Annotated in this window: 14 protein-coding genes, 1 pseudogene and 1 riboswitch; of the genes and pseudogenes, 7 read left to right on the top strand and 8 right to left on the bottom strand. The window is 51.8% G+C overall.

Annotated elements, in window-relative coordinates:
• Window position 1: 1 nt before the first annotated feature.
• Both artQ and artM read left to right on the top strand, forming a co-directional pair.
• A complete protein-coding gene (artQ, locus tag DB847_RS10770; RefSeq protein ID WP_108650680.1) occupies window positions 2–676 on the top strand; it encodes an arginine ABC transporter permease ArtQ in 675 nt (224 codons plus the stop codon).
• Window positions 677–685: 9 nt separating this feature from the next.
• Window positions 686–1,357, top strand: a complete 672-nt coding sequence (gene artM, locus DB847_RS10765; RefSeq protein WP_108650679.1) for an arginine ABC transporter permease ArtM — start codon at window positions 686–688, stop codon at window positions 1,355–1,357.
• 9 nt (window positions 1,358–1,366) lie between these two features.
• Here artM and DB847_RS10760 read toward each other — a convergent pair.
• From DB847_RS10760 to DB847_RS10735, 7 genes and pseudogenes are all read right to left on the bottom strand, one after another.
• Window positions 1,367–2,133, bottom strand: a protein-coding gene (locus DB847_RS10760; RefSeq protein WP_108650678.1) for an IS5 family transposase whose coding sequence is annotated in 2 segments (ribosomal slippage) — window positions 1,367–1,758 and window positions 1,758–2,133 — 768 coding nt in all. Because the reading frame shifts where the segments join, the coding sequence is not laid out codon by codon here.
• 360 nt (window positions 2,134–2,493) lie between these two features.
• Window positions 2,494–2,703: a hypothetical protein gene (locus DB847_RS10755; protein ID WP_108650677.1), complete on the bottom strand. Its 210-nt coding sequence runs from the start codon at window positions 2,701–2,703 to the stop codon at window positions 2,494–2,496.
• Window positions 2,704–2,782: 79 nt separating this feature from the next.
• Window positions 2,783–3,580: an NAD-binding protein gene (locus tag DB847_RS25550; RefSeq protein WP_234418609.1), complete on the bottom strand. Its 798-nt coding sequence runs from the start codon at window positions 3,578–3,580 to the stop codon at window positions 2,783–2,785.
• A 45-nt stretch (window positions 3,581–3,625) separates the two neighbouring features.
• A pseudogene (locus DB847_RS25545) lies at window positions 3,626–4,734 on the bottom strand (monovalent cation:proton antiporter-2 (CPA2) family protein); the annotation flags it as partial.
• Window positions 4,734–5,357, bottom strand: a complete 624-nt coding sequence (locus tag DB847_RS10745; protein WP_108650676.1) for an NAD(P)H-dependent oxidoreductase — start codon at window positions 5,355–5,357, stop codon at window positions 4,734–4,736. The gene DB847_RS10745 and the pseudogene DB847_RS25545, both read right to left, overlap by 1 nt.
• 281 nt (window positions 5,358–5,638) lie before the next feature.
• Window positions 5,639–6,007 (bottom strand): hypothetical protein, encoded by a 369-nt coding sequence (locus DB847_RS10740; protein ID WP_108650675.1) that lies wholly within the window; start codon window positions 6,005–6,007, stop codon window positions 5,639–5,641.
• Between the two features lie 122 nt (window positions 6,008–6,129).
• Window positions 6,130–6,315 (bottom strand): hypothetical protein, encoded by a 186-nt coding sequence (locus DB847_RS10735; RefSeq protein WP_108650674.1) that lies wholly within the window; start codon window positions 6,313–6,315, stop codon window positions 6,130–6,132.
• Window positions 6,316–6,598: 283 nt separating this feature from the next.
• Here DB847_RS10735 and DB847_RS10730 point away from each other — a divergent pair, with 283 nt between their 5' ends.
• Together DB847_RS10730 and DB847_RS10725 are read left to right on the top strand one after the other, a co-directional pair.
• On the top strand, window positions 6,599–8,074 hold the full coding sequence (locus DB847_RS10730; protein ID WP_108650673.1) for an aldehyde dehydrogenase family protein: 1,476 nt from the start codon (window positions 6,599–6,601) through the stop codon (window positions 8,072–8,074).
• A gap of 110 nt (window positions 8,075–8,184) precedes the next feature.
• Window positions 8,185–9,825: a peptide ABC transporter substrate-binding protein gene (locus DB847_RS10725; RefSeq protein ID WP_108650672.1), complete on the top strand. Its 1,641-nt coding sequence runs from the start codon at window positions 8,185–8,187 to the stop codon at window positions 9,823–9,825.
• Between the two features lie 108 nt (window positions 9,826–9,933).
• On the opposite strand, the gene DB847_RS10720 is transcribed toward DB847_RS10725, so the two are convergent.
• A complete protein-coding gene (locus DB847_RS10720; RefSeq protein WP_108650671.1) occupies window positions 9,934–11,304 on the bottom strand; it encodes an alanine/glycine:cation symporter family protein in 1,371 nt (456 codons plus the stop codon).
• A 95-nt stretch (window positions 11,305–11,399) separates the two neighbouring features.
• Window positions 11,400–11,493: riboswitch (glycine riboswitch) on the bottom strand.
• 51 nt (window positions 11,494–11,544) lie between these two features.
• On the opposite strand from DB847_RS10720, the gene DB847_RS10715 reads away from it, so the two are divergent.
• The 3 genes from DB847_RS10715 to DB847_RS10705 all read left to right on the top strand — a co-directional run bounded on the left by DB847_RS10715 (window position 11,545) and on the right by DB847_RS10705 (window position 12,578).
• Window positions 11,545–11,760 carry a hypothetical protein gene (locus DB847_RS10715; RefSeq protein ID WP_108650670.1) on the top strand — a complete coding sequence of 72 codons (216 nt, stop codon included), beginning with the start codon at window positions 11,545–11,547 and terminating at the stop codon, window positions 11,758–11,760.
• A 101-nt stretch (window positions 11,761–11,861) separates the two neighbouring features.
• Complete coding sequence (locus DB847_RS10710) at window positions 11,862–12,305, top strand: TM2 domain-containing protein (protein ID WP_108650669.1); 444 nt, start codon at window positions 11,862–11,864, stop codon at window positions 12,303–12,305.
• A 30-nt stretch (window positions 12,306–12,335) separates the two neighbouring features.
• Complete coding sequence (locus DB847_RS10705; RefSeq protein ID WP_108650668.1) at window positions 12,336–12,578, top strand: DUF1418 family protein; 243 nt, start codon at window positions 12,336–12,338, stop codon at window positions 12,576–12,578.
• The last annotated feature ends 4 nt before the right edge of the window (window positions 12,579–12,582 follow it).

Raw genomic sequence — 12,582 nt, 5'->3', positions numbered from 1 at the left:
GATGCTGCTATCGGGCTACTCCCTCACCCTGGTGAAGGCCAGTGTCATGACCCTGCAGATTGCAGTAAGCAGCCTGCTACTAGGATTGCTGCTGGCCATCGTGTTTGCTCTGCTGGAGATGACAAGAGCAAGGTTCATCGCCTGGCCTGCGACCGCACTGGTCACCATGCTACGAGGCTTACCTGAGCTGTTGGTGGTGCTGTTTATCTATTTTGGCTCAAGCCAGATCCTCTACCTGATTTTTGGTACCTACATAGATATCAGTCCCTTTGTCTCGGGAAGCATCGCCCTGTCGCTGATCTTTGCAGCCTACGCCTCACAGACTCTGCGGGGGGCGCTTAAGGCGGTCCCACAGGGGCAAAGGGAGTCCGCCAGGGCACTTGGGATGAACCGGATACGGACCCTGCAAAGGATCATTTTGCCACAGACCGTGATGCACGCCCTGCCCGGCCTTACCAATCAATGGCTGGTCCTTCTCAAGGATACGGCACTGGTCTCGCTGATCGGTGTGACGGATCTGATGCGTCAGGCACAGCTCAGTGCAGCAACGACCCACGACAGCTTCACCTGGTATCTGAGCGCCGCGCTGATCTATCTGGTGATCACCCTGCTGACCCAGCGACTGATCAAGCTCATCGATAAGAAATTTCAGATCAAAGGGCTCAGCGCCGCTTAAGGAGTCTTGATGAACGAACAATACCTGTGGCAGATGTTGGAAGGACTCCAGACCAGCCTGGAACTCACCCTTGCCGCCCTGCTGGTCGGCTGCCTGCTGGCGATGTTGATGACAACCACTCTGATCACCAGGATGCCGGTTCTCCAGTGGCTGAGCCGGGGGATCATCACCCTGTTTACCGGTACTCCACTGCTGGTGCAGATCTTTTTGATCTACTACGGCCCCGGCCAATTTGAAGGAGTTCGCCAGAGCTTTCTCTGGCCCTGGCTGGCACAACCCTGGTTTTGTGCCATGCTGGCCCTGGCTCTCAACACTGCGGCCTACAGCACTCAGCTGTTTAAGGGAACCTATGATGCGATCCCCGATGGCATGACCCAGGTGTGCCGGGCCCTGGGCATGAACAAGCTGGCCAGCCTCAGAGTGTTATTACCCTATGCGATCCGCCGCGCCGTCCCGGCCTACTCCAATGAGGTGATCCTGGTCTTCAAGAGTACCTCTCTGGCAAGCACCATCACCATCATGGATCTGATGGGGTATGCCCAGCGGATCAACGGCCAAACCTATGACACCCTGGTGATCTTTGGGATCGCCGGCGCCCTGTACCTGACGGTCAACGGAGCACTGACCCTGCTGTTTCGCCAGGTTGAGAAAAAGGTTCTGGCCTTTGAGGGGCCGCGCTAGGGGCTGTCGTCATAAGATGGCAGCCCATAGTGCTACACAACGTATTTGAACCGCCGCTTCAAATGAAGCGGTATTTTTTGCATATCGTGTCGCGATTCCTCGCCACCTCTTCAGATGAAGAAAAGCATTTTCTACCAAATGCCTAACTCTATAGAGACCTTTATCATGCTCCCGTAGCACCTTCCGGTTTCTCCTCGATGGAATAACCACTTTCATTCCCAGAAACTCGGCTTGGGAGACCAAGGCATTGGTATCGTAGCCTCTGTCAGCCAGTAAATACTCAGCATCGACACTATCAATCAGAGCCAAGGCCTGAGAACAGTCTGCCGTTGTACCTGAGGTAACAAAGCACTTAACAGGCATGCCATGAGAGTCTACAGCCAAGTGGATTTTACTGTTTAGCCCCCTTTTGTTATCCCCATATCCTGATTACCTCCCTGAGCACCGCTGGCATCTGGGTGGACTTTGATATGGCTGGCGTCGATCATCAGCCACTCAAAATCAGGCTCATGGATTAAACGTTCCTGGAGGCGAGCCCAAACTCCCTTATCACGCCAGCGACTGAAGCGTCGATGGGTATTTTTCCAGTCGCCATAATCGGGAGGAAGGTCTCTCCAAGGTGAGCCTGTCCTTAAAATCCAAAAAACAGCATTGATAAAGAGTCGGTTATCTCGACCCGCCTTTCCCCAATCACCTTTTCTTCCCAATATATGGGGTTCGATTAGGCTCCATACTCGGTCTGATATGTCATGGCGTCGGTGGGCTGGGCTCTTCATTGTGTAGTTCCAGATTAATGATGAAAGAATATATTGTACTCAAACTAGTCCGCTCATGACGACAGCCCCTAGAGCATTTATGGTTTAATCCGGGTAGTTATTCCCGCCCCTCAAGTTCAAGTGCTGCTTTGAGCTTTGTTAAGCTGACCTTCTGCAGCAGATGCCGAGTTGGCAGAGATATCCATGGATGGATATCGCCGGACCAGGCAAGATTATAAGGGATGAGAATCGCAGCAGCTGAGCCCCATACATGGCTTTATGCCTGTCGATAGGACGGCTTCGAAATACAACTGATAAGACCGCAGGAAAGGTATACCTATGCGAGTCTCCCGGCATAGCCGAGGGGGTATCCCTGGTTAGTCACCACTGGAGAATGGCAACCGCCACCAGGCCGACCACCAGCCAGGTACCGATCACCCAGCCAAAGGTTGCCCACCACTCCAGCTTTCCCTGGGCTTCCGGATCGTTTGTCTCCTTATCCAGCTCAATGCCCAGCCAGTTGGCTGGCTGCCCTCCATTATCTGACGAGCTACTATCACCTTTCGGCCACCACAGCCTGAATCGTTTCATCGCTCTATCCTGCCACTTTGTTTTTATAGATTTATCCATTTAATCATATCTCTCTGTAGCCTGAGCTTTGTGATCTGCTTCATAATTCATCACTTTTAGGCACAGTAGGATCCTCCGGGTGAGCAAACTCATCATGGTAGGCCTTAGGCGGGGGCATCCAATCCCGCTCCAACCTGGAGTGGTGATCTTCCCGATCCCGTTGCATCGCCTCCCCCATGGTCTGCTCCAGGGCCATGAAAAGCTCCCGGTAAGAGGCATTAAAGCGGTTCTCTTCGGTATTCTCTTTCCAGCTGGCATAGAGGCGCTCGCGCCCTTCAATTTCAATATCTAAATAAGCCGCTTTAAGCTGCTCCACCCGAAATGGATGAAAGCCAAGCCGGGTCAGGGCGTCCCCCCCAAGCTCAAGGGCGGAGAAAAAAGTCTCCATCAGGATATGATCCGCTCCGGCGCAGCGTAGTGCATAGAGATGGCCTCTGTCATAGGCCCGGGCCAGGATCTGCAACCTGGGGTATCTGGGTTTTACATATTTCACCAGTTCAATCGCCCGCTCCCTGTCATCCAGGGCGATAATCAAGAGCCGGGCACTGGCGATTCCAGCGGTTTCCAGCAGATCAGGCCGGGTAGAATCACCGAAATAGCTCTTTACCTGGATCTTACGCATATTCTCGACCTGACCCGCTTCGTGGTCCAGCACCACTGTCTTCACCTCATTGGCCACCAGCAGTCGATTGACGACCTGACCAAACCGGCCAATCCCGGCAATGATCACAGTCCCTTCCTCATCTATGGTATCCGGCTCTCGCTCGGCCTCAGCACCATCAAACCTTGGCAGGATCAGTTTATCAAACGCGATAAACAGCCCCGGCGTCAGCAGCATAGATAAAGCGACCACCAGAGAGAGGACAGGAGCAAGCTGCACCGGGATCACACTATTTTGGATGCTGTAACTTAAAAGCACGAACCCGAACTCTCCAGCCTGCGCCAGGCTCAGGGTAAACAGCCAGCGATCCGATGAGCGGATCTTAAACACCACAGCCAAACCATAAAGCACCAGGGCCTTCACCAGGATCACCCCCAGGGTAAGCCCCAGCACCTGACCCAGCTCGTCAAACATCACCTGAAAATCGATTCCGGCTCCCACTGTGATAAAGAAAAGCCCCAACAATAATCCCTTGAAGGGTTCTATATTGCTCTCAAGCTCATGGCGATATTCGCTATTGGCTAATACAACCCCAGCCAGAAAGGTTCCCAATGCCGGCGACAGACCCACCAGGGTCATTAAGGCAGCGATCCCGATCACCAACATCAGGGCCGCCGCGGTAAACACCTCTCGTAATCTGGCATCCGCCACAAAACGAAACAGGTAGCGAGCCAGGTATCGGCCCGCGCCCACCACCACCCCGATCGTCAGTAGCACCACCAGCGCATAACCCCAGCGAGGTAACTCAGAGACAATTGCAAGCTCCAGCGAGTGGTGGGCCACCTCCCCGACGAGCCTGTCTCCTGAATTCATCAACTCAGGAAGCGCCAACAGCGGGATCAACGCCAGCGCAGGGATCACGGCAATATCCTGAAACAGCAACACCGAAAAAGCCCCCTGCCCCCCTGGGTGCGGGTTAGCCCCTTTTCATTCAGAGTCTGCAACACGATCGCGGTCGAAGACAGAGAGAACATCAGGCCAATTGCCAGCGATACTGACCACCCAAGTCCCATGCTCATCGCCAGAGCCATGATCAATGCCGTGGTGATCCCCATCTGCAACCCACCAAGAGTCATCAGGCGATGGAACATCTTGAGCAGCATCTTTGGATCCAACTCCAACCCGATGATAAAGAGCATCATTACCACACCGAACTCGGCAAACTGATTCAAGGTAGCAGTTTCATCATTGCTAACGATTCCAATCACCGGGCCGATGATCACCCCGGCGATCAGGTAACCTAAAACAGACCCCAAACCTAAGCGTTTTGCGATTGGAACCGCGATCACGGCGGCACACAGGTATATTAAAGCCTGAATAAATAAAGCCATTAGCCCTCCGGATCCATGGGTTGACGCACAATATCGTTAAGCTTAAAGCCAGCCTGCATCTCGCTCAGCTCAAATCTGTGTTCACGAAGCCCCCGCAGCACCGCCTGCCATTGACGAACATGTTGCTGTATTCGGTTCGATTGCGCAGAACCAATGGCATCGAACAGGGCAAAAGGAGGGAGATACTGCATGCGACAAGTCACGGCCATCTGCTCGATGGGACGCAGCAGCTCCTCAATTCGATAGTGGTTCTCTCCCCCGGCACGAAATGCGCTCTCGGGGGCTCCCGCTGTCAGGGCACACAAAAATAGCTTCCCCTGCAGGGCCCAGCCATTAGCACCATAGGCAAACCCATACTCAAGGACCAGATCCTGCCACTCTTTTAGAATCGAGGGGGTTGAATACCAATAGAGGGGAAACATAAAGATCACCACCTCATGCTCCCGGAGTCTTTGCTGCTCCCGGTCAACATCGATGTGATATCTGGGATACTCGTAATAAAGATCGACACAGGTCACCCCCTCAATCTCTTGGGAGGCTTCAAATAATTTGCGGTTGATCTGCGAGCGATCCAACGACGGGTGCGCGAACAGTAGCAATATCTTCCTTGAACTCAGCTCCATAAACCCATCCTCATGATGAACCGAACAAGACTCAACCAGTATCAATCACCTATCATTGGACCCATCACTGTGATGCCTCTTGTCATCAACTCAAAAGAAACACATTCATCTTATTGAAATATAGCAATTTTATTGATTGATTTAATCCTTATTACCCATTTTCTGCTTGTGTTGTAACAGCTGGCCCTGTTAATCAGCAGGCGAACATTTCGCGGTTCCGGCAACACAAACAAAAAGGGTGAGGTAAACACCTCACCCTTTTTGAGAGGGGTCAAGCAAAGTTAAAGCTCGATCAAACTCATAGTATCGTGGTGATCCTTGATGTGCTCTGTTTGAAACCACACCCGCTCGTAGGGAACTATCCCCAGCAGATCATCCCAAGATCGCTGAGCTCGCCTGGCTTGGCCGGAGTTAAGCTCAAACGGATAGGTGATCTCCCCCGTGGTCAGATCACGGCCATTGTCAAAGCGAACCACCTTGCCTTCAAAGATATTCCCTTGTTTATTGAGCACTTTTACGACTACCGTCAGATGGTTATTCGCCTTAGTCAACTCAATCAGATCCCCGCGATTGAATCGACTTTTATCGTCGTTTGCATCGGACAGCCTGAATGCAAAGCCTTTATCTCGTCGATGAATATCCCACTCCATAGACTATCTCCTTGATTGTTCTGAAAGATGGAAGTTTCAAAACAGCTATCCGCCGCTTTATGACATCTGAAAACAGATAGAGAACCGGTGAACGCTGCCGAAACAGGCAGCGGTGATGTGGATTATTTTCTGGCAGACAAGCGTTGCTTGTGCTCAAAGAGTTGCAGAAGAGTTTGCCGCAGTTGCAGTTTTTGCTGATGTGCTTTTTGATAGCTCAGATGACAACGCCCAAACCAATAGGCTTGGCGGGCCTTGAGCTCGACCAGTTTAGGGACCAGTGCTTCAATCTGCCGTTCGATGTTTTCCATAAGCCCTCCTGTGCTTTTGTCTAACAGGGAACCTGAACCAACCTCTTCTCTTGTCAGGCATTTCTAGATTAAAAAAGACTCAAACGTGACACAAGTCACAGAACCCTATGTGTCCGTTTTAATCAATCAAATGGCAGAGATCCATTATTTCCTTCAAGAGAGAGGGGATAAAGGGCTGAAAAGAGAAATCTATCCCCCTTTGGTTGCTCGATACAGCACTCTTGTTATACTGCTTGTCGTTTTGTCATACATCAATGGATGATGTTTTAGCCGGAGGACCCGCGTGAATACCATACTTTCAGAGAAACTTCCCCCTCATCACACCCCTGTTCGCAACTCAGAGCGAAGCAAGCTGCTCAAAACAACGCTGGAGAGCCTGAACCTTTCTCAGGATAACCCCGGCACCTACCCGGTTATCCCCGGCCAGGGGCTAGGCATGGTGACCAGCATAGACCCTGCGACCCAAACCCCCAACGCCGCTGTTCAGATGGCTGATTGGCAGCAGATTCAAACCAGCATAGAGAGGATTGAAAAAGCTCAGCGCCTCTGGGTAAAGCAGCCATTTTCAAAGCGGCTATCCATTATCCAGGAGGCAGGACAAGCGATCCTTGAGCAGAGCCTCTCGCTGACTCATCTCTCCCTGCTTGAAACTGGTAAGAGCCTTGCGGAGGCCCGGGAGGATGTGACCGCTCTGAGTGGAGTCCTGGAGCGAATGCATTCACAGGCTACTGAGTTTAATCCCAAGGCGCAGCCCCATGGGATCATCAATATTACCAATGCATTTAACTACCCGATTATTCTATTCACATCCAAGGCTCTGCCCGCTCTTGCAGCAGGTAACGGGGTACTATTAAAGCCCAACGAGAAAACGGCTCTGACCAACCTGGCATCTTGCAAGATTATTTCCAATGTTCTGGCCAAATATGGATTTTCTGATCTTCTCAGACTGGTTGTTACCGATAAGCAAAACGGTTATCAGATCTGGCAGCACCCCCAGATAAAAATGATCGAGGCCGTGGGCTCCATACAGATGCGAGATGCCTTGTATGAAGCAACCCGGACTCTTGATAAAAAGGTGCTGGCGGAGCTTGGCGGGGCAAATGCCACCATAGTGCACCGGGATGCGAATCTGGATAAATGCGCCGAGCGTTTAATCTTCAGCTTGTTCTGCACCAATGGCCAACGCTGTACCAACACCCGCCGCCTTTACATCCACACAGACCATTATGAGACTCTCAAGCCTCGTTTAGTTGAGGAGTATAAAAACCGGATCCGGGTGGGTGATCCCCTGGAGCAAGCCAACAATGTGGGCCCTGTTTTCCATCAGAGCGCAGTGAACCTCTTTGTCGACACCATAGACAGAGCCCAACAGCTCGGCGGACGGCTATTAATCGGCGGCCAGGTCATTCAGGATAACTATGTAGGGCCCGCAATCATTGAAGCCCCTGAGCTTAACTTTGCTCCCGGCTATGAAGAGACCTTTGTCCCCATCACCTTTATCTATCCCTACGACGATCTGGATCAGCTAATTGAGGAGGTGAATAAGCATGGACGGGGGTTGGGCGCAGCCCTGTTTACCGAATCAAGAGAGACCTTTCTAAGCTATTCACCGCAGTTTGATACCCTCTACAGCATGTGGAATTACGGCACCTCAGGTCCGGATTTTTATGGAAACCTGGGCGAGCCTCAGCTACCGGATGATGATTCCCTGGTCTATTACGGTATGGATACCCAGATCTTTGTCCCCTACCTAAAATAGTCCGTCGTCTCATGGTGTGAGATGTTTGACCGATAACCTCCGGTCGCCAGTAAAGCCGCCGGAGCATCTGTAATGAAAGATTATTTTCTAAAAGGAAGTTCAAGATAATCATGCGACTAATCAACAGAACCCTGTCACTTTCTGTGGCATCTGTATTGCTGACCTTTGGCACTGCCCAGGCAGCCAATCTCCCTTCAGGTGTCGAGCTTGCCAGCCGGCAAGTTGTTACGATCAACAATCAGGCGGAGCCTCAATCCCTCGATCCTCAAAAGGTAACCGGCCTTTATGGATTCCGGGTCGATGGGGATCTGTTTGAAGGGCTCACCACCCGGGATCCCCAGGGACAAGCCTTGCCCGGGATCGCTCAGCGCTGGACCATGAGCCCGGATGGAAAAACCTATACTTTTTTCCTGCGTCATGATGCAAGGTGGTCGGACGGCTCCCAGGTCACGGCCCATGATTTTGTGTATGCCTGGCGACGCGCCGTGGATCCCATGACCGCGGCGCAAAATGGCGGGGAGCTTGCGAACAAGCTGGGCATAGTCAACGCCCGGGCCATCATTCTGGGTAAAAAACCTGCGAAAGATCTCGGCGTCAGGGCTCTTGATGATTACCGCTTCCAGGTCCGGCTCAACACTCCGATCCCCTACTTTTTACAAGCTATTTCCTCGGCTATCTACTCCCCGGTTCCCGCCAGGGTGATTGAAAAATGGGGGGATCAATGGACACGGCCGGAGCATATCATTACCGATGGTGCCTATACCCTGGATAAATGGGTGGTCAATGAAAAGATCGTATTGAAGCGTAATCCTTACTACTGGAACAATCAAAAGACGGTCATCAATCAGGTGAACTATCTGTCGATCTCGGATCAACAATCGGCCCTAAACCGCTACCTTAGCGGAGGACTCGATGTGACCCTGGTGCCCCCTCTGCAGTATCAGAAAATTCGCCGGGAATTTCCTGATGAGATCCACAAGGTTCCGGAGATCTCGGTATCCTTCATCAGTATCAATACCAGAGTAAAACCCTTTGATGATGTCAGGGTCCGCCGCGCCCTCTCCTATGCCATTAACAGAGAGGTCATCGTAAAAGACGTTTTGATGAATGTCGGCGATCGGCCCGCCTATACCCTGACCCCCTCCAATACCCATGGCTTTAAAGTGCCGGATGTTGCCTGGTTTAGCTGGACCCAGGCCCAGCGGGACACCAAAGCGCGCGAACTTTTGAAAGAAGCAGGTTTTAGCCCTGAACACCCTCTGAAGATCCCGCTCAGCTCCATCCGGGCTTCTGACTTTGAGCATATTAGTCTGGCAATCGGCTCCATGTGGCATCAGGTATTTGGAGACTCGGTGAAGGTCAGTTACGACAATACGGAATGGAAAAATTTTCTGGCGCACTTTAATTCAGAAAATTATGCGGTTGCGAATCTGGGTTACACCTCGAGCCTGAACGATCCCGCCTCCCTGTTACCTGTATTACTCGGTAGCCAGGCACCCGCAAATAAAACGAATTGGAAGAATAAAGCCTTTGATTCATGGCTAAACAAGGCAAAAAGCGATCTCAACCCACAGCAGCGGCTCACAGAGTACCAGCAGGCGGAGAAAATCGTCGCCGATGAAGTACCGCTGATCCCCTTCATGTACCTCACTCAAAACCTGCTGGTGAAACCTTATGTAGGCGGCTATAGCTACAGCCCGGTTTCGGGAACCAACTATAGTAAAAACCTCTATATAAAAGCTCACAGTTAGATACAAATCGGCCCTGACCCCTTTCAAGATAAGGGAGCAGGGCCGCGAGGCATTCAGTCAAACCACCTTCAGATTCAAGCTCTGAATCGGCAGTGACATACTTCCATATCAGGCCATGTTTTCAACCGCTCTTTGCTCGGTCAGGGCCGCGAAATATTTCTGGGTCTCGCTTATCACCACATGACGCAGGCCGATAAGCCCAATCAGGTTCGGGACCGCCATCAGCCCGTTCACAATATCGGCGATGATCCAGATGAGATCCAGCTTAAGGAAGGCGCCACAGGCAACCAGAACAATGAAGAAATACTTATACCAGCGGATCCCCTTGACCCCAAAGAGATAGGTCACACAACGCTCACCATAGTAGTTCCAGCCGATGATGGTGGTAAAGGCAAAGAACACCAGGCCAAAGGTCACAACATACTGACCGATCGCCGGCGACAAACCCTGCTGGAATGCCAGGGTCGTCATGGCCGCTCCCGCACTATCCCCGCTCCATACCCCAGTCAAAATCAGGGTCAGTCCGGTCATGGTACAGATAATGATGGTGTCAAAGAAGGTACCTGTCATCGAGACCAGCCCCTGGCGCACACATGAATCGGTCTTAGCGGCCGCCGCTGCGATTGGCGCACTCCCAAGGCCTGACTCGTTAGAGAATACGCCCCGCGCAACCCCACTTTGAATCGCGATCATTATGGTTGCCCCGACAAAGCCGCCGGTTGCTGCCGTCGGGTTAAATGCGCTATGCAGCACCAGCATCAAAGCTTGCGGGATCTGCTGATAGTTATAAAACAGCACCAGCACAGTCGCAGCAACATAGACCACAGCCATCGCAGGAACGGTTTTCTGGGCCACCGCAGAGATAGACTTGATCCCACCCAGGGTCACCAGGGCAACCAGGACCGTCAGCACCAGGGCTGAAAGCCACAGCGGAATATGCAGTGAGATATGGGCGGCCTGAGTAATGGCGTTGACCTGAGGAAAGGTTCCTATCCCGAAACAGGCCACTCCAATACCAAACAGGGCAAACAGCTTTGCCAGCCAGCGTTGCCCCAGGCCCCGCTCAATGTAATACATGGGGCCACCGGCCATCTGGCCGTTCTCATCTTTGACCCGGTATTTGACCGAAAGCAGGCACTCGGCATACTTGGTCGCCATCCCGAAAAACGCGGCCAGCCACATCCAGAACAGGGCACCCGGTCCCCCCATCTTGATGGCGGTTGCCACCCCAACGATATTCCCGGTCCCTATGGTTGCAGAGAGTGCCGTACAAAGGGCGGCAAAACTGGAGATGTCTCCCTGATCGCCTGATCCCTTGTTGCCTCCAAACAGATAGCGCATCGCCAGAGGCAGACGCAAGACCTGGATCGCTCCCAGGCGCCAGGTGAGATAAACCCCGGTTCCCACCAACAAAATCAGAAGTGGCGGTCCCCAGATAAAACGATCAACAGCTTGTAATGTATGGTGAATCATTTCCATTCAGGAAATTCCTCCGAAAACTAACACGTCATAGTTCACAGAGGAGAATCAGACTATACCCAAAAAACCACGGGCGTGGCCTATCAAGAATACAATCCTATTCCCCTGTCCTTTTACCTGAGAGTTTCAACGGCATGCCGTTTTGCTCCTTCGGTGCCCAACTCAATGGGTCTCTCCAGAGGCTCGTCCAGTAACTGTCCCTACCCGATCCAGGGCGCCTGAAAGATTAGGGCGTCATCGATGCACCATGGCGATGCGGATGGCCAACCTTGCTTCTTCGGCGGACACTTACGTGTCTCTCTCCAGCTACCTTCATCCGAACTTATCATGACTCGCGAGGATGTGATCCAGCGCAAGTTTTGCGATTTTGCAAAAAAGCGGCGCTTTAAGTCAAGTCAAACAGGGGAAATGCAGGTTGATTTAACTCCAGCTCAATCTTTCGAAACAAGTAATTAACATCAGGTGGGTCACTCACAAATAATTGTGCCCAAATGAGTATTAAATACTATAGTGGGGAGAGTGGCGGGACATAATACCTCATGGCCTAGGGAGCACTTATGAAAGGGACAATTCTGGAGTTTAACCCAACCGAGCAGAGCGGCCTGATCTCGGGGGAAGATGGCAATCGTTATCAGTTCAATCAGGATGAGTGGAAGAGTGAAACTCCGCCTCAGGTCGGAGGCAATGTTGATTTTACCCAGCTCAACAAACAGGCAACCGCCATCTATGCAGAAGTGATCCCGGCCAATATCTCTGCAAAAAAGATCACCGCCGCCCTGCTAGCCTTCTTTTTGGGCGCTTTTGGGGCTCACAAATTTTATCTGGGTTATACCAAGCAGGGAGTCATCATGTTATTGGTTTTCCTGTTCGGCTTTATCCTGCTGGGGATCCCCTCGATGATTATCGGGATCATCGCGTTTATCGAGTTTATCCTCTACCTCATCAAGTCGGACGATGAATTTGAGAAAACCTATATCATTGGTAAACATCCCTGGTTTTAACGGCCAGGATCATTGGGACGGGACAGATTGATGAAACAACATGACTCTTTTAACCCTCCCAAACGGCTGCTGATCACAGATACGATCGGCAGCCTGTTACTGATCATCGGACTACTGGCTCTGCTGTTCAATGTTGAGCTGCTGCCCGAAAAATGGCAATTCCCCAACTACGCCATCTATATCACCCTGCTGGGTGGGGTGTTTATGATCCCAAGCGGGATCTTTTTACTCAAATGGATCATTAAAAGCACAGGCCAGGACAAGGAGATTTAGCAAT

The sequence above is a fragment of the Dongshaea marina genome, assembly GCF_003072645.1.
GTDB lineage: Bacteria > Pseudomonadota > Gammaproteobacteria > Enterobacterales > Aeromonadaceae > Dongshaea > Dongshaea marina.
Note: the sequence above shows the minus strand (reverse complement) of the source record. Positions and strands in the feature narration are given on the sequence as shown.

Coding starts and splice junctions, on each gene's coding strand:
- artQ (WP_108650680.1), top strand. CDS start 2: ATGCTGCTATCGGGCTACTCCCTCACCCTGGTGAAGGCCAGTGTCATG.
- artM (WP_108650679.1), top strand. CDS start 686: ATGAACGAACAATACCTGTGGCAGATGTTGGAAGGACTCCAGACCAGC.
- DB847_RS10755 (WP_108650677.1), bottom strand. CDS start 2,703: ATGAAACGATTCAGGCTGTGGTGGCCGAAAGGTGATAGTAGCTCGTCA.
- DB847_RS25550 (WP_234418609.1), bottom strand. CDS start 3,580: ATGCTGCTGACGCCGGGGCTGTTTATCGCGTTTGATAAACTGATCCTG.
- DB847_RS10745 (WP_108650676.1), bottom strand. CDS start 5,357: ATGGAGCTGAGTTCAAGGAAGATATTGCTACTGTTCGCGCACCCGTCG.
- DB847_RS10740 (WP_108650675.1), bottom strand. CDS start 6,007: ATGGAGTGGGATATTCATCGACGAGATAAAGGCTTTGCATTCAGGCTG.
- DB847_RS10735 (WP_108650674.1), bottom strand. CDS start 6,315: ATGGAAAACATCGAACGGCAGATTGAAGCACTGGTCCCTAAACTGGTC.
- DB847_RS10725 (WP_108650672.1), top strand. CDS start 8,185: ATGCGACTAATCAACAGAACCCTGTCACTTTCTGTGGCATCTGTATTG.
- DB847_RS10720 (WP_108650671.1), bottom strand. CDS start 11,304: ATGGAAATGATTCACCATACATTACAAGCTGTTGATCGTTTTATCTGG.
- DB847_RS10715 (WP_108650670.1), top strand. CDS start 11,545: ATGCACCATGGCGATGCGGATGGCCAACCTTGCTTCTTCGGCGGACAC.
- DB847_RS10710 (WP_108650669.1), top strand. CDS start 11,862: ATGAAAGGGACAATTCTGGAGTTTAACCCAACCGAGCAGAGCGGCCTG.
- DB847_RS10705 (WP_108650668.1), top strand. CDS start 12,336: ATGAAACAACATGACTCTTTTAACCCTCCCAAACGGCTGCTGATCACA.